Source organism: Pseudoduganella plicata (genome assembly GCF_004421005.1).
GTDB classification, from domain to species: domain Bacteria; phylum Pseudomonadota; class Gammaproteobacteria; order Burkholderiales; family Burkholderiaceae_D; genus Rugamonas; species Rugamonas plicata.
In genome coordinates, this window is the sequence record NZ_CP038026.1 from 3,701,326 (window position 1) to 3,720,677 (window position 19,352).

At 66.2% G+C, this 19,352-nt stretch carries 16 protein-coding genes; 14 read left to right on the forward strand and 2 right to left on the reverse strand.

The genetic code is table 11. From position 1 onward, the window contains the following. The first annotated feature begins 81 nt into the window (after nt 1-81). From E1742_RS16210 to E1742_RS16250, 9 genes are read left to right on the forward strand one after another with little or no spacing between them, the layout of a single operon-like run. On the forward strand, nt 82-645 hold the full coding sequence (locus E1742_RS16210; RefSeq protein ID WP_134386019.1) for an A24 family peptidase: 564 nt from the start codon (nt 82-84) through the stop codon (nt 643-645). Continuing rightward, the gene (locus E1742_RS16215) at nt 642-2,000 is read left to right on the forward strand and encodes a DUF8689 domain-containing protein (protein ID WP_229466022.1); all 1,359 of its coding nucleotides are present in this window, start codon (nt 642-644) and stop codon (nt 1,998-2,000) included. The genes E1742_RS16210 and E1742_RS16215 overlap by 4 nt, the downstream gene beginning before the upstream one ends. Beyond that, the gene (gene cpaB / locus E1742_RS16220; RefSeq protein ID WP_134386020.1) at nt 2,000-2,866 is read left to right on the forward strand and encodes a Flp pilus assembly protein CpaB; all 867 of its coding nucleotides are present in this window, start codon (nt 2,000-2,002) and stop codon (nt 2,864-2,866) included. Before E1742_RS16215 ends, cpaB begins: the two co-directional genes overlap by 1 nt. Beyond that, nucleotides 2,863-4,305, forward strand: coding sequence for a type II and III secretion system protein family protein (locus E1742_RS16225; RefSeq protein WP_134386021.1), 1,443 nt, complete (start codon nt 2,863-2,865; stop codon nt 4,303-4,305). The genes cpaB and E1742_RS16225 overlap by 4 nt, the downstream gene beginning before the upstream one ends. Then, complete coding sequence (locus E1742_RS16230) at nt 4,302-4,547, forward strand: hypothetical protein (RefSeq protein WP_134386022.1); 246 nt, start codon at nt 4,302-4,304, stop codon at nt 4,545-4,547. The genes E1742_RS16225 and E1742_RS16230 overlap by 4 nt, the downstream gene beginning before the upstream one ends. A 9-nt stretch (nt 4,548-4,556) precedes the next feature. Next, a complete protein-coding gene (locus E1742_RS16235; protein WP_134386023.1) occupies nt 4,557-5,729 on the forward strand; it encodes a CpaE/TadZ family protein in 1,173 nt (390 codons plus the stop codon). A gap of 16 nt (nt 5,730-5,745) precedes the next feature. After that, nucleotides 5,746-7,092, forward strand: a complete 1,347-nt coding sequence (locus tag E1742_RS16240; RefSeq protein ID WP_134386024.1) for a TadA family conjugal transfer-associated ATPase — start codon at nt 5,746-5,748, stop codon at nt 7,090-7,092. A gap of 3 nt (nt 7,093-7,095) precedes the next feature. After that, nucleotides 7,096-8,070, forward strand: a complete 975-nt coding sequence (locus tag E1742_RS16245) for a type II secretion system F family protein (protein ID WP_134386025.1) — start codon at nt 7,096-7,098, stop codon at nt 8,068-8,070. A gap of 12 nt (nt 8,071-8,082) precedes the next feature. Continuing rightward, entirely contained in the window at nt 8,083-9,018 is a 936-nt protein-coding gene (locus E1742_RS16250) for a type II secretion system F family protein (protein ID WP_134386026.1), read from the forward strand. A gap of 217 nt (nt 9,019-9,235) precedes the next feature. Here E1742_RS16250 and E1742_RS26840 read toward each other — a convergent pair whose 3' ends face one another. After that, a complete protein-coding gene (locus E1742_RS26840) occupies nt 9,236-10,090 on the reverse strand; it encodes a TonB-dependent siderophore receptor (protein ID WP_229466843.1) in 855 nt (284 codons plus the stop codon). Further along, entirely contained in the window at nt 10,069-11,460 is a 1,392-nt protein-coding gene (locus tag E1742_RS26845; protein ID WP_229466024.1) for a TonB-dependent siderophore receptor, read from the reverse strand. The genes E1742_RS26840 and E1742_RS26845 overlap by 22 nt, the downstream gene beginning before the upstream one ends. 584 nt (nt 11,461-12,044) lie before the next feature. On the opposite strand from E1742_RS26845, the gene E1742_RS16260 reads away from it, so the two are divergent. The 5 genes from E1742_RS16260 (at nt 12,045) to E1742_RS16280 (ending at nt 19,346) form a co-directional block, all read left to right on the forward strand. After that, on the forward strand, nt 12,045-12,854 hold the full coding sequence (locus E1742_RS16260; protein WP_134386027.1) for a glycoside hydrolase family 16 protein: 810 nt from the start codon (nt 12,045-12,047) through the stop codon (nt 12,852-12,854). A gap of 136 nt (nt 12,855-12,990) precedes the next feature. Beyond that, complete coding sequence (locus E1742_RS16265) at nt 12,991-15,987, forward strand: TonB-dependent receptor (protein ID WP_134386028.1); 2,997 nt, start codon at nt 12,991-12,993, stop codon at nt 15,985-15,987. A 121-nt stretch (nt 15,988-16,108) separates the two neighbouring features. Next, the gene (locus tag E1742_RS16270; RefSeq protein WP_134386029.1) at nt 16,109-17,641 is read left to right on the forward strand and encodes a tryptophan halogenase family protein; all 1,533 of its coding nucleotides are present in this window, start codon (nt 16,109-16,111) and stop codon (nt 17,639-17,641) included. An 18-nt stretch (nt 17,642-17,659) separates the two neighbouring features. Continuing rightward, nucleotides 17,660-18,361, forward strand: a complete 702-nt coding sequence (locus tag E1742_RS16275; protein WP_134386030.1) for a SapC family protein — start codon at nt 17,660-17,662, stop codon at nt 18,359-18,361. Next, nucleotides 18,345-19,346: a cupin-like domain-containing protein gene (locus E1742_RS16280; RefSeq protein ID WP_134386031.1), complete on the forward strand. Its 1,002-nt coding sequence runs from the start codon at nt 18,345-18,347 to the stop codon at nt 19,344-19,346. The genes E1742_RS16275 and E1742_RS16280 overlap by 17 nt, the downstream gene beginning before the upstream one ends. Nucleotides 19,347-19,352: the final 6 nt, after the last annotated feature.

Genomic DNA, 19,352 nt, shown 5'->3' on the forward strand with positions numbered 1-19,352 from the left:
TGCAGGCGCGCCCGTCGCCGCGCGCCACCAGTCCGGCCGGCCCGCCCGTTCCGGACATTTTTTTATCCATGGAGTCTATCCTTGTCGTCCCTTCCCCTCGTGCTGCTGTTCGCGTTGCTGGCGCTGGCCGTCTGGCACGACGTGCGCGCGCGCCGCATCCCGAACGCCGTCGTGTTCCCGGGCGCCTTGCTAGCGCTGGCGCTGCACGCGTTCCTGCCTGCCGGCGCGGGGCTGTTCGGCACGCCGATGGGCGGCCTGGGGCTGCTGTCCGCGCTGGGTGGGTTCGCATTGGGGCTGGCCATTCTGCTGCCGATGTACGTGCTGCGCCTGATGGGCGCGGGCGACGTCAAGCTGCTGGCCATGGTCGGCGCCTTTGTCGGCGCCGGCGATATTCTGACCGTCGCCATCGCGACCCTGCTGGCCGGCGGCGTACTGGCACTGGCGGTCGCCGCATGGCAGCGCAGCCTGGGGCGCCTGCTGAACAACACGTACCAGACGATGCTGCACGCGGGCCTGACCGGGCTGGCCGACGGCATCGCCGCGCCGGCTGCCGCCAGTGGACGCCTGCCGTACGCTGTCGCCATCGCGACCGGCACCGTCGCCAGCGTCCTGTGGCTGCGCGCATTCGGAGAGCTGCCGCTGTGAACAATGTCGCTCCTGCCGAGGCGCGCGCCCCGCGCACCGTGGACGACACGGGCCTGCCATTTCTCTTCCTGGCCGAACTGGTGTCGAAAGTGCTGCACCAGCGCGGCCAGCTGCGTCTGGCCGAACTGGCGTCGCACCTGAAACTGAACATGGCGGTCGTCGATCCGCTGATCGCCTTCCTGCGTGCCGAGAAGCTGTGCGAAGTCGCGCGTGCCGGCAACAGCGGCACCGATGCCGACATCGCCTTCCTGCTGACGGAAACGGGGCGCCAGCGCGCCGCCGCCGCACTGAGCCGCAATGCCTATGCCGGCCCGGCGCCCGTCACCCTGGCGGCCTACACGGCGCAGGTGCAGGCGCAAAGCGTGGCCGGCGTGCACGTCACGCATGCGCACATGGCGCAGGTATTCGACGGCATCGTCGCCAATCCGCGCGTACTGGCGCAGCTGGGCGCGGCGATGAACTCCGGCCGCGCGCTGTTCCTGCACGGCCTGGCCGGCAGCGGCAAGACCTTCCTGGCCGAGCGCCTGCGCGACCTGCTGTCCGGCGCCATCGCCGTGCCGTACGCGCTGATGATCGACGGCGAAGTCGTGCCGTTCTTCGACACCGTACAGCACCAGCTGACGGGCGAGCCGGCAGCGGCCGGTTTCGGCACCGACCGCGGCATCGACCGCGGCAGCGCGCCCGACATGCGCTGGGTACGCGGCGTGCGCCGCCCGGCCGCGCTGGCCGGCGGCGAACTGACGCTCGACATGCTGGACCTGCGCTTCGACCCGCACACGCGCCTGTACCAGGCGCCGCCGCACCTGAAATCGAACAACGGCATTTTCATCATCGACGACCTGGGGCGCCAGCGCTGCTCGCCCGAGGCGCTGATGAACCGCTGGATCGTGCCGATGGACCGCAATGTCGATTACCTCACGCTGCACACCGGCCACACGTTCCAGGTGCCGTTCGACGTGATCGTCGTGTTCTCGTCGAATTTCGTGCCGCACCGCCTGTCCGATGGTGCCTTCCTGCGCCGGCTGGGCTACAAGATCGAAGTGCCGCCCGCTTCGACCGACGAATACGCCCTGCTGTTCCGCAACGCATGCGAACAGGCCGGCGTGGGCTTCGATGCCGACGTCTTCGACTACCTGCTCGACTGCCACCGCCAGCGCAACGTGCCGCTGCTGGCCTGCTACCCGCGCGACCTGGTGCGCCAGCTGCGCGACCTGGCGCGCTATGAAGACCGCGCCCCGGAACTCTCCCGCCGCACGCTGGACTGGGCCTGGGACAACTACTTTGCCGCCGACGGCCCGCCCGGCCGGCCGCCGGAACTGGACCGCCGCGAGCGCGGTTCGATGGAGAACCTGTAATGAGAAATTCCCGATCCCTGCTGATTATCGGCGTTGCCCTGTTCCTGGCGCTGGCTGCCGTGGTGGTTGCCGCCAGGTGGATGAACGAGCAAGGCGCGGCGGCCGGCACGAAAGTGGCGATCGCCGCCGCCGACATCGGCCAGGGCATGCGCCTGGCCACGGAGAACGTCCAGATGATCGACTGGCCGGCCGGCGCCCTGCCGCCCGGCGCCATCACGGACATCAAGCAGCTCGAGGGCCGCGTCACACGCACGCAGATCGGCCGCGGTGAGGCGGTACTGGAAACCAAACTGGCGCCTGCGGGAACGACGGGCGGCCTGTCCGCCGTCGTCGCGGCCGGCAAGCGCGCCATGACGGTGCGTGTCAACGACGTCGTCGGCGTGGCCGGCTTTGCGCTGCCGGGCAACTACGTCGACATCCTCGTCAACCTGCAGCAGACATCGTCGGACAGTGGCGCGCGCGTGGAATCGATCTCGAAAATCGTGCTGGAACGGATCCTCGTGCTGGCCGTTGCCCAGGAATCGAACCGCGACGACACCAAGCCGAAAGTCGTCAACGCCGTCACGCTGGAGCTCACGCCGGACGAGGTGGAAAAACTGGACCTGGCGCGCAGCATCGGCACGTTGTCGCTCGTGCTGCGCAATCAGGTCGATCCGCAACCGGCCAATACGGTCGGCGCGACGCGCGAATCCGTGCTCGGGCTGCCGCCGGCCAGGGCCGCGGCGCCCACGCCGGCGCCGGTCATGGCACCAGCGCCTTCCGCTCCCCCGCCCGTCGTGCGTACCCCGCCTCCCGCCGAGGGCGTGATGGTGATCCGCGGCCTCGACGCCGCTCCGCAATCGTTCCCGTCCAAGGCTGCCCCATGATGCTGTCGCTTCCCCAACAAACCGTGCTGGCCGCAACGCTGGCGCTGTCGCTCAATGCCGCCGCAGCGCCCGACTGCATCGACCTGCGCGGCCGCGGCGACGTCACGGGCCGGCTCGAACTGGTACGCGGCAAATCGCTGCTGAAGCGCTTCTGTTCACCAGCGAGCCAGGTGACGGTGGGCGCGCCCGACGTGGCCAACGTCGTCGTACCCAACGCCAGCGAGATCGTGCTGGTGGCACGCAGCGTTGGTTCCACCAACCTGATCGTCTCGACACGGGACGGGCGTTCCACCGTGTTCGATATCGACGTGCGCGTCGATACGGCAGCGCTGCGTGCGCAGTTCGACACGCTGTTCCCGGCCGAGAAGAACATCCATATCGGCAGCTCCGGCAATGCGCTGATCCTGTCCGGCATGGTCAGCGATTCCGTCGTGGCGGCGCAGCTGGTCGGCCTGGCCACGTCGTTCCAGGAAGCGGCCACCGAAGCCGCCGCCGCTGCGGACAAGGGCGCCGGTTCGCCGCCCGCAAGCGGTGTCGGAGCATCCGTCAAGCCGGCACCCGCCGTGACGACGGCGAAGGTGCTGAACATGCTGCAGGTCGCCGCGCCCCAGCAGGTCATGCTGGAGGTGAAAATCGCCGAGATCTCGAAGTCGCTGGTGGACCAGCTGGGCGCCAACATCAGCCGCTCGCACATCACCGGCTCGAAGGACACCTATGGCATCGTCTCCAGCCTGCTGACGGGTGGTGCCGGGTCGCTGGGCGTGATCGCCAACAGCGTGGGCCGCGTCACCATCGACGGCGAAAAGCGCGACGGTCTCGTCAAGATCCTGGCCGAGCCGACGGTGATGGCGATCAGCGGCCAGGAAGCCAGCTTCCTCGCGGGCGGCAAGATCTTCATCCCCGTCGCGCAGAACAATCCGACGGGCGGCAACACGATCACGCTGGAAGAAAAGGAATACGGCGTGGCCGTGCGCTTCACGCCGACTGTGCTGGCGGGCGGGCGCATCAACCTGCGCGTGGCGCCGGAGGTGTCGGAACTGAACCGCGAAGGTATCGGCATCACGCTGCCGGGCGGCACGAACAACGCGACGGCACTGCTGCCGTCGTTTACCACGCGCCGCGCCAGCACGACGGTGCAGCTGCAGGATGGCCAGAGCTTCGCCATCGGCGGCCTGATCCGCAACAACGTGACCAGCAATATCAAGCGCTTCCCGTTCCTGGGCGACGTGCCCGTGCTGGGCACGCTGTTCCGCAGCAGCGACTTCCAGAACGACCGCACGGAACTCGTGTTCATCGTCACGCCGCACCTGGCCAAGCCGCTGGCGGACAAGCCGCGCCTGCCGACGGACGACTATATCGAGCCCTCGCCCGCCCTGTTCTTCCTGGGCGGCCGCCACGAAGGATTCCAGCAACCCGACGCACCGAAGGACAAGCCATGATCGCCCGTTCGCTCCTGATCGCCCTCGCCCTGTGCGGCCTCCCGGCCTGTGCGCCGGCATCGCTGGCCACGTCCGGCACCACCCTGCGCGCCATTGTCGCCAGCCAGACCATTCCGACGCAGCCGCGCCGGGAAACCGGCACCGACGGCAGCGCTGCCGTCGCCGCGTACGCGAATTACCAGCAGTCGTACGTGACGCCGCAGACGCACGCGGACAACGCCGCGTTTGGCAGCACGAAGTAAGGATTACAAGTGAAAATCGCCATCCTGTCGCGCGACGACCGCCAGCTGATCGAACTGGCGCGCGTGCTGCGCAACCGCCCCGGTGCCGACGAAGTCGACATGATCGCCGGCACGCCCGCGAAACTGACAACGCTTGCGGACGACGCCGTGCCGGACGTTCTGGTCGTCGACCAGCCGCGCGCCGATGAAGGCGAGCTGGAAGCCCTGGAACGCCTGGGCCACCTGTTCCCGCGCATGTCGTTCATCGTGCTGGCCGGCGACCTGTCGCAGGATTTCCTGCTGCGCGCCATGCGAGCCGGCGTGCGCGAAGTACTGCCGGCGATCCCGGCCCCGGCCGCGCTGGCGCAGGCGCTCGACCGTATCGCCGAAAAGCTGGGCAACCAGGGCGGCACCAACGGCAAGGTGCTGGCCTTCATCTCGTGCAAGGGCGGCAGCGGTTCCACCTTCCTGGCAACGAACCTGGCCTATGCGCTGTCGGCCGGCGGCAGCAAGCGCGTGGCGCTGATCGACATGAACCTGCAGTTCGGCGACGCCTCGCTGTTCGTTTCGGACATCAAGCCGCTGGCGACGTTGTCGGACGTGGCGACGCAGATCCACCGCCTCGATCCGTCGTTCCTCGCATCGAGCATGGTGGCCGTCACGCCCAACTACAGCGTGCTGGCCGCGCCGTCCGATCCGGCCCATGCGAGCGACGTCAAGCCCGAACACATCGACGCCATCGTCAAGCTGGCGCGGCGCCAGTACGATTTCATCGTGCTGGACGTGGGCCGCAGCCTGGACCCGGTCAGCATCCGCGCGCTCGATCATGCCGACACGATCTATCCCGTGCTGCAGATGACGCTGCCGTACATCCGCGACGGCAAGCGCCTGCTGACGGTGTTCCGCAACCTCGATTACGCCAAGGACAAGGTCGAGCTGATCGTCAATCGCCACGACAAGAACAGCGACATCCGCCTGCGCGACCTGGAGGAAGCGTTCGACACCACCAGCTTGCGCACGATGCCAAACCATTACGACGCGGCCGCGAAGTCCGTCAATCAGGGCGTGCCGGTCACGCGCCTGATGCCCGACAGCCCCCTCAGCACCGCGCTGACGGACATGGCACGCGACCTGACGGGCGAAGCTGCGCCGCAGCAGGCATCAAGCCTGATGGCGCGCCTGTTCAAGCGCCGCGCCGCATGACCGACGAGACGACATCATGACCATGCCCTCCACTTCCCTGCGCGAACGCCTGGCCTCCGGCAGCGTGGCGCGCCCGACGGCCCAGCGCGGGCCGATCGACAACCGCGGCTATCACCAGCTGAAAAGTCGCATCCACGAGGCGCTGCTGGACCGCGTCGACCTGGAAAGCATGGGGCGCCTGACGCCGGACCAGATCCGCCAGGAGCTGCGCCTGCTGGTCGAACGGCTGCTCGAAGAAGAGATGGTCGTCATCAACGACGCGGAGCGCAAGACGCTGACGCGCGACATCCAGAACGAGATGCTGGGTTTCGGCCCGCTCGAGCCGCTGCTGGAAGACCCGACCGTTTCCGATATCCTCGTCAACACGCACAAGCAGGTGTACGTCGAGCGGCGCGGCAAGCTGGAACTGACGGACGTGACGTTTACGGACGACGCGCACTTGATGAAGATTATCGACAAGATCGTCTCGCGGGTGGGCCGCCGTATCGACGAATCGAGCCCGATGGTCGATGCGCGCCTGCCGGACGGCTCGCGCGTAAATGCCATCATCCCGCCGCTGGCGATCGACGGTCCCGTGATGTCGATCCGGCGCTTCTCGGCCGATCCGTTGCGCCTGGCCGACCTGGTGTCCTACGGCAGCGTGACGGCCGACATGGCCGAGGTGCTGCAAGGTCTTGGTAAAGCCAAGGTCAACATCCTGATCTCGGGCGGCACGGGCAGCGGCAAGACGACGATGCTCAACGTGATCTCAGGCTTCATCAACCCGACGGAACGGATCGTCACGGTGGAAGACGCGGCCGAACTGCAGCTGCAGCAGCCGCACGTGGTGCGCCTGGAAACGCGCCCCGCCAATATCGAAGGCAAGGGCGAAGTGACGCAGCGGGCGCTGGTGCGCAACGCGCTGCGGATGCGGCCCGATCGCATTATCCTGGGCGAGGTGCGCGGCGCCGAGGCGCTGGACATGCTGGGCGCCATGAACACGGGCCACGAAGGCTCGATGGCAACCATCCACGCCAACACGCCGCGCGATGCGCTGACGCGCCTGGAAAACATGGTCAGCATGGCGGCCGGCACCCTGCCGCCGCGTGCCATGCGCCAGCAGATCAGCGCCGCCGTGGGTGTCGTCGTGCAGGTCTCGCGCCTGACGGACGGCAAGCGCAAGGTGCTGTCGATCTCCGAGGTGACGGGGATGGAGGGCGATGTCATCACGATGCAGGAGATTTTTTCGTTCAAGCAGACCGGCGTGACGGACGACGGCACGGTGCTGGGCCACTTCAGTGCCAGCGGCGTGCGCCCGCGCTTTGCCGAGCGCCTGCGCACGTTCGGCGTGAACCTGTCGCCCCAGGTCTTCGAGCCGCGCTGACCCATGGACATCACCTTCCTGTTCCTGCTACTGCTGATCTTTGCCGCCGTATTGCTGCTGGTATGGGGTGTCTACGTGGGCTGGAGCACGCACCGCGATCCGGAAGCGGAACGGGTGGCGCGCCGGCTGCGCGGCGTCATCGGCGGCGAGACCAAGGCAACCGACGTCACCATCGTCAAGGAGCGTCGCCTCAGCGCCAATCCGGACGTGCACCTGATGCTGCGCCGCCTGCCCGGCACCGCGGCGCTGGACCGCATGCTGTTGCAGGCCGGTGCCGGCTACATGGTCGCGCGCCTGCTCTGTCTGTGCGCCGGCGGCTTCCTGCTCGGCCTCGTGCTGGCGTTCATGCTGCACCTGCCGGGATTCGCGGTGCTGTTGACGGCTGTCGGCATGGGCGTGGCGCCGCTGCTGCATCTGGCGCGCAGCAAGGCGGCCAGGATGGCGAAATTCGAACGCCAGTTGCCCGAAGCGCTGGATATGATGAGCCGCGCCATGCGCGCCGGTCACGCGTTCCCGACGGCGTTGAAGCTGGTGGGCGACGAGGTAGGCGCGCCGCTGGGCGAGGAATTCAAGGCCGCGTTCGACGAAGTCAATTTCGGCGTGGCGATGGGCGATGCGCTGAACAACCTGGCGCAGCGCGTGCCGAGCATGGATCTGCAGTACTTTGTGGTCGCGGTGCTGATCCAGCGCGAGACGGGCGGCAACCTGACGGAGCTGCTGACATCGATCAGCGCCATCATCCGTGACCGTCACAAGTTGCTGGGGCAGGTACGCGTGCTGTCGGCGGAAGGCCGCATGTCGGCGTGGATCCTGTGCCTGCTGCCGTTCGGCGCGGGCGGCATGATGTACCTGGCGAACCCGGAAACGATGGGCGTGCTCGTGACGGATCCGACCGGGCGCAAGATGCTGTACGGCGCCGCCGTGATGATGGCGGCGGGCGTGCTGGCCATCCGCAAGCTGATCCGCCTGCGTGTCTGAGGATTTTCACCTATGACGATTTCTCAACTGCTGATCCTTGCCGCCCTGTTCATCGCGATCTTCGGCCTTGTCGCGCTGACGATGCTGGTGCTCACGCGCGATCCGGTCAAGGGGCGCCTGACGGCGCTGGACGAGCGCGAGACCCGCGCCGCGCCGCGCGGAAACTGGCTGCAGCGGCTGGCGCAGCTGGCCGAGCCGCTGGCGCGGCTGTCCGTTCCCGCCGAAGGCTGGGAAGGTTCGCCCGTTCGACTGCGGTTCATCCACGCGGGCTGGCGCAATCCCACAACGCCGGGGCTGTTCCACGCCGGGAAAACAGCACTGACAGTGGGATTGCCGCTGCTGCTGTATCTTGTGTTGCGCCACGACGCGGAGCGTGCCGCCAGCATGACGATCCTGTGGCTGGTGATCGCCGCAGCCTGCGGCTACTATCTCCCCGACGTGATCCTCAAGCGCAAGATCGCCGAACGCCAGCGCGAAATCTTCGAGAGCTTCCCGGACGCGCTGGACCTGATGACGGTCTGCGTGGAAGCCGGCCTGGCGATGGATGCGGCGCTGGCGCGCGTGGGTGCCGAGATCGGCCTGAAAAGCGCCATCCTGGCCGAGGAGCTGCAGCTGGTGACGCTGGAGCTGCGCGCCGGCAGCGCCAAGGACAAGGCGCTGCGCAACCTGGCGCTGCGCACGGGTGTGGAAGATGTCGACGCACTGGTGAAGATGCTGATCCAGGCCGACCGCTTCGGCACCAGCGTCGGCGTGGCGCTGCGCGTGCAATCCGAACAACTGCGCACCCGGCGCCGCCAGATGGTGGAAGAGCAGGCGGCCAAGATCGCCACGAAATTGCTGTTCCCGCTGATCTTCTTTATCTTCCCGGCCTTGCTGGTGGTGCTGCTGGGACCTGCCGTGCTGCAGATCATGCAGGCGCTGAAGCCCGTGACCGCGACGGTAGGCTGATCAGACGTCGTCGACCAGCAGCAGGTCGGTCACGGCGATGTCGATGCCGGCCTGCGTCAGCAATGTGCTGGCCTGGCACTGACGCTATACCGGTTCATCCCCGCGTGACCAGCGACGGTATGCACCACCCCGCGGACGCATAAACGACGATAACGGCCGTGCCCGTGACAACATCGGGGTCAGGCACGAATACTGTCACCGGGCGCGGCCGTAGCGCTTACAAGGTCGCCCGCAGCGACACCATCACATTGCGCGGATCGCCGTAGTAATTGTTGATGCCCGTCGGCGCGAACTTCTTGTAGTAGGTCTTGTCGAATACATTGTTGACATTGACCTGGAGCGCGTAGCGCTCGTTGAACTTGTAACCCAGCATCGCGTTGTAGACAGTATAGCCACCCTGGCGCGTCGTCAGGCCGCTGCCGGTCGCGTACGCGTCGCTTTGCAGTTGCGCACCGCCGCCAACCGTCAGGCCCTGCAGCGCACCCTGGGGGCGGTAGGTGGTGAACACGCGCAGCTGGTGGCGTGGATCGATCGAGCGCAGCGGCTGGCCGACGTTGCCGGCATTGGTGTCGACCAGGTATTCGGTGCGCGTGTTGGTGTAGCCGCCCATGACCTGCCAGCCGGGCAGCAGTTCGCCAGCCACCTCGAGTTCGAAGCCCTCGCTCCGGGTCTTGCCGCCGGCGATGCGGCAGTGGCCGGTCGTGTAGTACGGCAGGCACGGGTCGGGGCTGGCGGCATCCTCGATGGCGCGGCCCACGTTGTTGATCCGGAACACGCTCCCAGAGGCGGTCAGGCGGCCGCCGAAGAATTCGCCCTTGACGCCCGCTTCGTAGTCTTCGCCACGGATGGGATCGAGGATATTGCCGTTGGCGTCCTTGACGTTTTGCGGCGTGAAGATCTCCGTGTAGCTGAAGTAGCCGTTGACGTTCTTTGTGAAATCGTAGACGGCGCTGGCAAACGGTGTCGCCTCGCGGTTGATCTTGTAATTGTTGGCTGGCGTCTTGACGGCTTCGTATTCCCACCAGCTCAGCCGGCCGCCCACCATGATGGTCAGCGGATCGGTAATCGACAGGCGCGCCGTGGCGAACGCGCCCTTCTGCCGGGTGAACGTGGGGCAGCGCTGCCCGTCATCGGGACGTCGCGCTCGGCATACGAGGTGTGCGGGTCCCACGTGCGGATATCGACGTTGTTGAGCTGATAGAGATTGCCTTGTCCCCAGCTGTCGGTGGCGTCCGTCCGCAGGCTTTCGCCGCCGACCACGAGCTGGTGCGTGCGGCCGAACAGCGAGAACGGCCCGTTGGCCGTGACGTTGAAGTTGCGCTGGTCGCTGTCGGCGCCGGTGTACTGGGCGGTCGTTACGTTCATCAGGTAGGGATTGGTCGCGCCAGCGGGGCGCACAAAGTAGGTCTGTTTGAACCCGTCTTTCTTCAGGTGCAGCCGGGTCCACGCGGCGCTGGCCTTGATCGTCCAGTCGTTGCCGAAGCGGTGTTCGACCTCTGCGAACGCCTGCTGGTTGTAGCGGTTCCAGCGGTTCCAGTCCGCGCCCAGGTACATTTCGCGCGGCAGGTCCAGCGGCGAGCCGTCGAGATTGGCGGGCAGGTTACCCCAGGCACCGTTGGCGTCCAGGTCGGTGTGCTGCAGGCTGGCCGTCACGGTGGTGTTGCGGCCGAGATCGGCCTCGATCACGCCGTACAGCACCTTGCGGTCCTCGTGCTTGGTCTTCTGGAAGAAATCCTTCTCGTCGTTGACGGCCACGACGCGGCCGCGTACGGTGCCGGCCGCGTTCAGCGGGCCGGACAGGTCGCCTTCGACGCGGTAGCGGTCCCACGAGCCGACCGTGGCTCCGACGGACGCCTGCAAGGTTCTGGTTGGCCGCTTGCGCACCATGTTGACGGTGGCGGACGGGTTGCCCGATCCGCGCAGCATGCCGGATGCGCCGCGCAGCACCTCCACGCGGTCCAGCACGGCCGTATCGGGCTGGACGAACGCCGAGCCGCTCTGGTTGATGGTAAAGCCGTCGATCTGCAATGCGTCAATCTGGTAGCCGCGCGAGTAATACGTGACACGTTCGCTGTCGACATAATCGACCGAGACGCCCGGCGTGTTCTGCAGTACCTCCTGCAAGTCCAGCAGCGCGCGGTCGTCCAGCAACTGGCGCGTGATCACGGTCACGGGCTGGGGGATATCGCGTACGGAATCGACGCCCTTGAACACGGTGGCGTTGCGGCTGGCCAGCGAGCCCGAGCCCTCCGTGCCCGTGCCGGGCTCGGCGGTGCCGGTGACCGTCACGGTCGGCAGCGGACCGTCGGTCTCTCCCATCGGCCCGCCCGACACCTGCTGCGCGTGAGCCGCAGGATAGATCAGCGCCATGCTGGCGCAGAGAACGGTCGCGTGAAGGTTGCAGCGGGAATGGAGACGGACGGACGTGCTGGCGGCGGACATTGCAACTCCTGGCTCTGGACTGTAAATGAGAATCTAAATGAGAATCACTTTCAATTGTAGCGCTATCGGGGCCAGGCTGTCGATCTGCTGTTGTGGATAGATAAACGGGGAGACAACGCCGATCGCCGGCGGCAAGTGCCGGCGTCGGGTCGAGCTCGATTTTCCCGCGGCGCAGTTCGACGCCCAGCGCCAGACCCATGGCGCCGTTCGGACCTGATGACTTGCCGGGACTGGTTTCTCCCCGGCCGTACCCGGCATTCCGAAATTATCGTCCAGCCGGCTCACGGGCCGCGACAATCGCATGCCCGGGAACCGCGCCAGCGCTCGACCTTGGCCGGCCACGAACGCGCCGACGGCGTGACGACATGCAGGTCTCCGGCAGGTCGATCGGCGCCGCTATCGTGGCTGGCTCCGTCGGTTCTTCAGTCGTTATCTGCATGAACGACGCGCCGTTCTGGCATTGCCACGTCCGCGGCATCGTCTGTTGTTTGTTCGTACAAAAGACGCAATGTCCTGTTGCGTCGCCAAAATGGAAACGTTACCATGAACCGACTCTGATATTGCATGCAACGATCAAGGACCCCATGGCCTCAGCCGCAAAATTGCTGTGCGTGACGATGGCGCTGGCGCTGCACGCCACCGCGTGGGCGGACGTGCCGGCGGGCTGGCGCCTCGTCTGGGCCGATGAATTCGACGTCGACGGCCTGCCCGATCCGGCGCGCTGGGACTATGACACGGAGCGCAACCGCGCCGGCTGGCATAACGACGAGCTGCAGTATTATGCCCGGGCCCGGCTTGAGAACAGCCGTGTCCAGAATGGCAAGCTGATCATCACCGCGCGGCGCGAAGCGCTGGCGACGCAGCCCGACTACGGCGGCCAGCAGTATTCGTCGACCCGGCTGCTCACGCGCGGCAAGGCCAGCTGGACCTATGCATTCATTGAAGTAAGGGCCAGGCTGCCTTGTGGCCGCGGCAGCTGGCCGGCGATCTGGATGCTGGGGACCAGCGGCAGATGGCCCGTCGACGGCGAGATCGACATCATGGAACATGTCGGCAACAAGCCGGGCGAGATTCTCGGCAGCGTCTACACAGGGGCCAGCAACTGGCCGATGGGCACTGCCCGCACGGACAAGGTCTTGCTGCCCGACGCCTGCCACGCCTTCCACAATTACCAGCTGACGTGGACGCGGGAGCGCATCCGCATCGGCGTCGATGGCCGCGACTATGCGGAGCTCGTCAATCCGCAGGATGGCGACTACAACAAGTGGCCGTTCGACAGCCCGCAATATCTGCTGCTGAACCTGGCGGTGGGCGGCGGGCTGGGCGGCGAGGTGCAGGACGCCAGCTTGCCGTGGCAGTTCGAAGTGGATTACGTCCGGGTCTATCAACCCTGACAGCCCGGGTGAGCCCCGAGCAAACAGATCAAAAACATTTTGCAGGCTTGACCAGCTTTACGCCCGCCGATGGAAACGTTTCCAGCAGAGAAACGGCCGTGTCACACCAATAATCGATAAGAACACAGGAGACGAAATGCACTACCCCAAGGCAAAACAAAAACTGATTGCGCTGGCGGTTGCCAGCGCGTGCGCCTGGCCGGCATTGGCGCAGGCGCAGGACCAGACCCGCCAGCCGGACACCGGGCAAACAGCCCTCAGCACGTCCGGCAGCTCGGGCGATGCGCCGGTGGCGTCCGTCGTCGTCACGGGCCTGCGCGCCAGCATGCAGTCCTCGCTGAACCTGAAACGCAATGCCGACGGCATTGTCGATGGCATCGTGGCCGAGGATATCGGCAAGTTTCCGGATACAAACCTGGCCGAATCGCTGCAGCGCATTTCCGGCGTGTCGATCGACCGCTCGATCGGCGAAGGATCCAAGGTCACGGTGCGCGGCGTCGGGCCCGATTTCAACATGGTGCTGCTCAATGGCCGGCAGATGCCGACGTCGAACCTGGGCGACCTGAATGGCCGCGCATTCGACTTCGCCAACCTGGCCTCCGAGGCGATTTCGCAGATCCAGGTCTATAAAACCAGCCGTGCCGATACGCCCACGGGCGGCATCGGCGCCACCCTGAACGTCATGACGGCGCGTCCGCTGGACCGCCCCGGCTTCCAGGCCAGCGTCGGCGTCAAGGGTGTCTACGACAAGTCGTCGTCGAACCTGCCGGGCGACGTCCAATCGGGAGACCGGGTGACGCCGGAAATCTCCGGCATCTACAGCACGACGTGGAACGACAATATGTTCGGCATCGCCGTCAGCGCCAGCTACCAGGAGCGCAACCTGGGCTACAACACGGCATCGGTCTCCAGCGGCTGGAAGGGGCCGTTTCGCGGCGACGAGAACAACTGGGGCGCGATCCCCCTGCCCGGCGCGCCTGGCTCGGAGAACATCACCAACCGCCCCGGTCCGACCGACGTCTATTCGGTGCCGCAAAACCTGAACTATGCCTTCTCCGGCGTGCAGCGCCAGCGCACCAACGGCCAGTTGACGTTCCAGTTCGCGCCGCGCAAGGACATCACGACAACGCTCGACTACACCTATTCGGAAAACAAGATCCAGACGCGCCGCCAGGACTTGTCCGCGTGGTTCAACTTCGGCCCGTCCACCAGCAGCTGGACCAATGGCCCGGCCGCGGGACCGCTGGTTTACACGGAGATCATCAATCCTGCCAACAGTGACATCGCCATGGGCGGCGCCGACTTCGCGACCAAAAGCGCCAACAAGTCGCTGGGCTTCAACGCGGCCTGGAAGGTCAACAACACTCTGAAGCTGGAACTGGACGCGCACCGCTCCACTGCCGAATCGATGGCGGATAGCCCGTGGGGATCGGACAACGTGCTGGGCACGTCGTCCTTCAGCCGCGGCAACACGACGGCGGACTTCAGCCAGGACTTCCCGGTCCTGTCGATCCAGGGCGCGGACTTCCAGCGCGCGCCGCAACAGGTGACAGGGTCCGCTTTCCGCAACGGCTACATGAAGGGCGAGGTGACGCAGACGCAGTTCAAGGGTCGCCTGAAGCTGCTGGAAGCGTCGGAGCTGAACTTTGGCTTGTCGGCAACAAAGGTCGACAATCGCTCGGCCTTCTCCACCATGCAGCGCGACACGTGGGGCGGCGCCACCAGCCCGGCCGACTACCCGAGCAGCGTGTGGCACGCCGAGACCGTGCGCCAGTATTTCGACAAGATCGACGGCAGCGGCAACCCGAACCTGTTCAACAACTTCTATACGTTCGACTTCGGGCAGGTGCGCGACCTGGCCATCAAGGCATCCGGCCGGCCCGACCTGTACTCGGTCAAGGATCACTGGGATACGGACCAGCGCACGGAGGAAAAGTCGAAGAGCCTGTACCTGCAGTTCAATACCGACTGGGACACGCACCTGCCGCTGCGCACGGCGCTGGGCCTGCGCTATGAAAAAACCGACGTCGTATCGAGGGCCCTGGTGCCCACGGCCACGTCGATCAGCTGGGTCTCGCAGAACGAGCTGCCGGTGCAGTTTGGCGATCCGTCGTTCACGACCCTGACCGGCAAATACCACCACCTGCTGCCCAGCCTCGACTCCGATCTTCAGCTGCGCGAGGACATGAAGCTGCGCCTGTCGTACGGCCACACGATCGGCCGGCCGCGCTACGACCAGATTGCCGGCGGCGTGGTGCTGGACCACCTGGCCCGTCTCGATGGCGGCACGGGCTCGCAGGGCAATCCGGCACTGAAGCCGGTGAAGTCGAAAAACCTGGACCTGTCCTACGAATGGTACTACGGCAAACAGAACTTCTTTGCCGTGGGCTTCTTCAAGAAGAACCTGGAGAACTACGCCGGGCAGTCGAAGGTCGACGTCACGCTGGAGAACCTGCACACCCCGGTCGGCGGCGCGTTCTGGAACGAAGCGCTGGCCAACGGCTGCGCCGGTGCCGACACGACCTGCATCCGCAATTACATCTTCCGCAATCATGCCGGTGCCGCAGGCGTCACACGGGGCGCGGACGACGCGTCCGGCAACGCGACGGGTACGATCGTTGGCCAGCCGAACGATCCGGTGGCGAAGTTCCGCATCACGACGTTCTCGAATCAGAAGAAGGCCGACGTGAAAGGACTGGAGCTCAACGTGCAGCACATGTTTGGCGACAGCGGCTTCGGCATCTCGGCCAACTACACATATGTCGATTCCGGCCTGGGGTTCAACAACGCCGGCATCGGCGAGCAGTTCGCGCTGGTCGGGCTGTCCGATTCGGCCAACCTGATCGGCATCTATGAGAACGCCGGCTGGACGGTGCGGGCGGCCTACAACTGGCGCGACAAGTTCCTGGCCTCGACGTTCGACGCGGCCGGCCCCAACCCGCAGTACACGGAAAGCTACGGCCAGTTCGACCTGAGCGTCAACTATGCCATCACGCCGAAACTGTCCGTGCAGTTCGAGGGCATCAACCTGACCAACGAGACGACCCGCCAGCACGGCCGCACCGAGACCATGCTGGTGAACGCGACGCAGACGGGCCCACGCTACATGTTGGGAATGCGCTACAAGTTCTGACGACGCCCGCGGGCCGGCCATTCCGGCCGGCCCATCAGTCCCTTCGAAGGGGATAATTTTCCCGTTTGCGAATTAGTTTTTCGGTTAAACTTTTAGGCAACTTCGTCGTCAGGAACACCGTATGGTTCAAGCGATTCGACGCATCGTGATTGTCGGCGGTGGCTCGGCCGGCTGGCTGACGGCCGGCATGATCGCCGCCGACCACCAGGCGGCATCCCCGCACGGGCTGCAAGTCACGCTGATTGAATCGCCCGACGTGGCGCCCATCGGCGTGGGCGAAGGCACGTGGCCTTCCATGCGCGACACGCTGCGCCGCATCGGCGTCCCTGAGACGGCGTTCTTCCGCGAATGCGATGCCGCGTTCAAGCAAGGCTCCCTGTTCCGCGGCTGGCGCGAACCGGCAGGCGACGACTATTATTTTCACCCGTTCGTCCTGCCGCAGGGCTATGGCGAAGCGGATCTGGTCGGACCGTGGCAGGCCGCTTACGCGCAGGTGCCGTTCGCCGACCTGGTGAGCTTCCAGCCGCACCTGTGTGCAAAGGGCCGCGCGCCGAAGCAGCCGGGCACGCCGGAATACGCGGCCGTCGCCAACTACGGCTATCACCTCGACGCCGGCAAGTTCGGCGTCTTCCTGCGCAAGCACTGCCTGGAACGCCTTGGGGTGCGCTACGTGCCCGATCACGTGACCGGCATCGCCTCGCACGACAATGGCGACATCGCCGCGCTGCACACGCGCGAACATGGCGCGCTGGCGGGCGACCTGTTCATCGACTGCACGGGCATGCAGTCGCTGCTGCTGGGCCGCCACTTCGATATCCCCGTCATCTCGCAACGGCACGTGCTGTTCAACGACAGCGCGCTGGCCGTGCAGGTCCCGTACCAGAGCGATGACAGTCCGATCGCATCGCAGACGACGTCCACCGCGCAGCGCACCGGCTGGATCTGGGACATCGGCCTGCCGACGCGGCGCGGCATCGGCCATGTCTATTCCAGCGCCCACACGAGCGACGCGCAAGCGGAAGCCGACCTGCGCGCCTACGTTGGCAGCGAAGGCATGCCAACACCGCGCAAGCTGACGTTCGAGCCGGGCTACCGGCGCGAATTCTGGCACCGCAACTGCGTGGCCATCGGCCTGTCGGCCGGCTTTATCGAGCCGCTGGAAGCCTCCGCGCTGGCGTTGGTCGAGATGTCGGCAGCGCTGGTCAGCGACGACCTGCCGGCCACGCGCGCGGACATGGACGTCGTCGCGCGCCGCTTCAACGACGCGTTCACCTATCGCTGGGAACGGGTCGTCGAATTCCTCAAGCTGCACTACGTGCTGAGCCGGCGCGACGGTGCCTACTGGGAGGACAACCGCAGCGAGAACACCATTCCGGAACGACTGCGCGAGCTGCTGGCGCTGTGGCGTCACCGGCCGCCGTCGCGGTTGGATTTTCATCGCATCGAGGAAGTGTTCCCGTCCGCCAGCTGGCAATACGTGCTGTACGGGATGGGATTCGTACCGGCGCCGGGCGGCACGCGCCGCGCCGACCCCGAGGCCGCCGCGCACTATTACCGCGAGGCGGCCGACCTGACGCGCAGGATGCTGGGCGCCCTGCCGTCGAACCGTGAACTGCTGGAGCATATTCGCCGCCACGGCCTGCAAAAAATATAACGACAACCAAGAGACAAGATGCCCAATCCCGTACTGCTCAATAACGTCCAGCACAAGGACCTGCGCGTGCTCACGCAGCGCTCCGCCGCCCTGGGGGACGACGTGATGTTCGCCCTCACCTTCCCTGCCGAATTCCGCACGCTGCAGGCGCACTACCCGATCGTGTTTCGCAAGACGGACGACGCGACGTCGTTCGAGCCGGTGGCGCTGTTCGGCTTCCAGCCCGGCGAAAACCTGTTCTTGAACGATACCGGCTGGGACGCGCCGGAGGTGCCGCTGCTGATCGAACGCCAGCCGTTCCTGATCGGGCGCCAGGGTGAGGAACTGATGGTGCATATCGACGTCGAACATCCGCGCGTGGGCACGCACGACGGCGAGCCGCTGTTCCTGGAATATGGCGGCGTCACGCCGTACCTGGAGCGCATCAATTCCGTGCTGCTGACGATCCACCAGGGCCTGCAGACCCTGCCCGGGTTTGTCAAAGCGCTGCTGGAGCACGAGCTGCTGGAGTCGTTCGTCTTCGACATCGAGCTCGATGACGGTTCGCAGAACCGGCTGGCCGGCTTTTATACGATCCATGAGGAACGCCTGGCGGCGCTGGACGGCACCGCGCTGGGGCGGCTGCACAGGTCGGGCTTCCTGCAGCCGGTCTACATGGCCGTCGCGTCGCTGTCGCAGTTCCGCGCGCTGATCGCCCGCAAGAATGCTGCCCGTCGCTGAACTGCATGGCGTCCATCCGGACGAGCTGACGCCGCGCATCCTGGCGTCGACGCAGCCGCTGATCGTGCGCGGCCTCGTGGCCCGCTGGCCGATGGTGCGGGCGGGACTGGCGTCGCAGCAGACGGCCAGCGCCTACCTGCGCCGCTTCTACCAGGGCATGAACGTCGTCGCAATGCTGGGCCGGCCCGATATCGACGGCCGCTTCTTCTATAACGACGACCTGTCAGGCTTCAATTTCTTTCCGGCGAACGTGCGCCTGGACGGCGTGCTGGCGGAACTGGAGGACCACCGCAACGACGAGCAGCCGCCGGCGATTTATGTCGGCTCCACCGCCATCGATACGTGCCTGCCGGGCTTTCGCACCGAGAACGACGTCAACCTGCACGGCCGCGATGCACTGGCCAGCATCTGGATCGGCAACCGCACCCGCATCGCCGCCCATTACGATTTGCCGGACAACCTGGCCTGCGTGGCCGTCGGCCGCCGCCGTTTTACCCTGTTTCCGCCCGAGCAGCTGGAGAACCTGTATATCGGGCCGCTCGACTTCACGCCGGCGGGCCAGGCCATCAGCCTGGTGGATTTCAAGCATCCCGACTTCGACCGCTTCCCGAAATTCGCCGAGGCGCAGCGGCACGCACAGGTGGCCGAACTGGGGGCGGGCGACGCGCTGTTCATCCCCGGCATGTGGTGGCACCACGTGGAAGCGCTGGACCGCTTCAATGTGCTGGTCAACTACTGGTGGCGCCAGTCGCCCGGCTACATGGACACGCCGACCACCGCGCTGATGCACGCCATCATGACGGTGCGCGACCTGCCGCCGGCGCAGCGCGCCGCGTGGGCGGAGCTGTTCCGTCACTACGTGTTCGAGGCCGATGACGCCACGGTGGCCCACATCCCGCCGGCCGCGCGGCGCGTGCTCGGCCCGCTGGATGCGGATGCCACGCGTGCGCTGCGCGCGCAGTTACTCAAGCGGCTGAACCGCTGAATAAAA

Bases quoted from the DNA above. Each gene is read 5' to 3' on its own strand.
- E1742_RS16245 (WP_134386025.1), top strand. From the start codon at position 7,096: ATGGACATCACCTTCCTGTTCCTGCTACTGCTGATCTTTGCCGCCGTA.
- E1742_RS16230 (WP_134386022.1), top strand. From the start codon at position 4,302: ATGATCGCCCGTTCGCTCCTGATCGCCCTCGCCCTGTGCGGCCTCCCG.
- E1742_RS16240 (WP_134386024.1), top strand. From the start codon at position 5,746: ATGACCATGCCCTCCACTTCCCTGCGCGAACGCCTGGCCTCCGGCAGC.
- E1742_RS26845 (WP_229466024.1), bottom strand. From the start codon at position 11,460: ATGTCCGCCGCCAGCACGTCCGTCCGTCTCCATTCCCGCTGCAACCTT.
- E1742_RS16225 (WP_134386021.1), top strand. From the start codon at position 2,863: ATGATGCTGTCGCTTCCCCAACAAACCGTGCTGGCCGCAACGCTGGCG.
- E1742_RS16265 (WP_134386028.1), top strand. From the start codon at position 12,991: ATGCACTACCCCAAGGCAAAACAAAAACTGATTGCGCTGGCGGTTGCC.
- cpaB (WP_134386020.1), top strand. From the start codon at position 2,000: ATGAGAAATTCCCGATCCCTGCTGATTATCGGCGTTGCCCTGTTCCTG.
- E1742_RS16250 (WP_134386026.1), top strand. From the start codon at position 8,083: ATGACGATTTCTCAACTGCTGATCCTTGCCGCCCTGTTCATCGCGATC.
- E1742_RS16260 (WP_134386027.1), top strand. From the start codon at position 12,045: ATGGCCTCAGCCGCAAAATTGCTGTGCGTGACGATGGCGCTGGCGCTG.
- E1742_RS16280 (WP_134386031.1), top strand. From the start codon at position 18,345: ATGCTGCCCGTCGCTGAACTGCATGGCGTCCATCCGGACGAGCTGACG.
- E1742_RS16270 (WP_134386029.1), top strand. From the start codon at position 16,109: ATGGTTCAAGCGATTCGACGCATCGTGATTGTCGGCGGTGGCTCGGCC.
- E1742_RS16275 (WP_134386030.1), top strand. From the start codon at position 17,660: ATGCCCAATCCCGTACTGCTCAATAACGTCCAGCACAAGGACCTGCGC.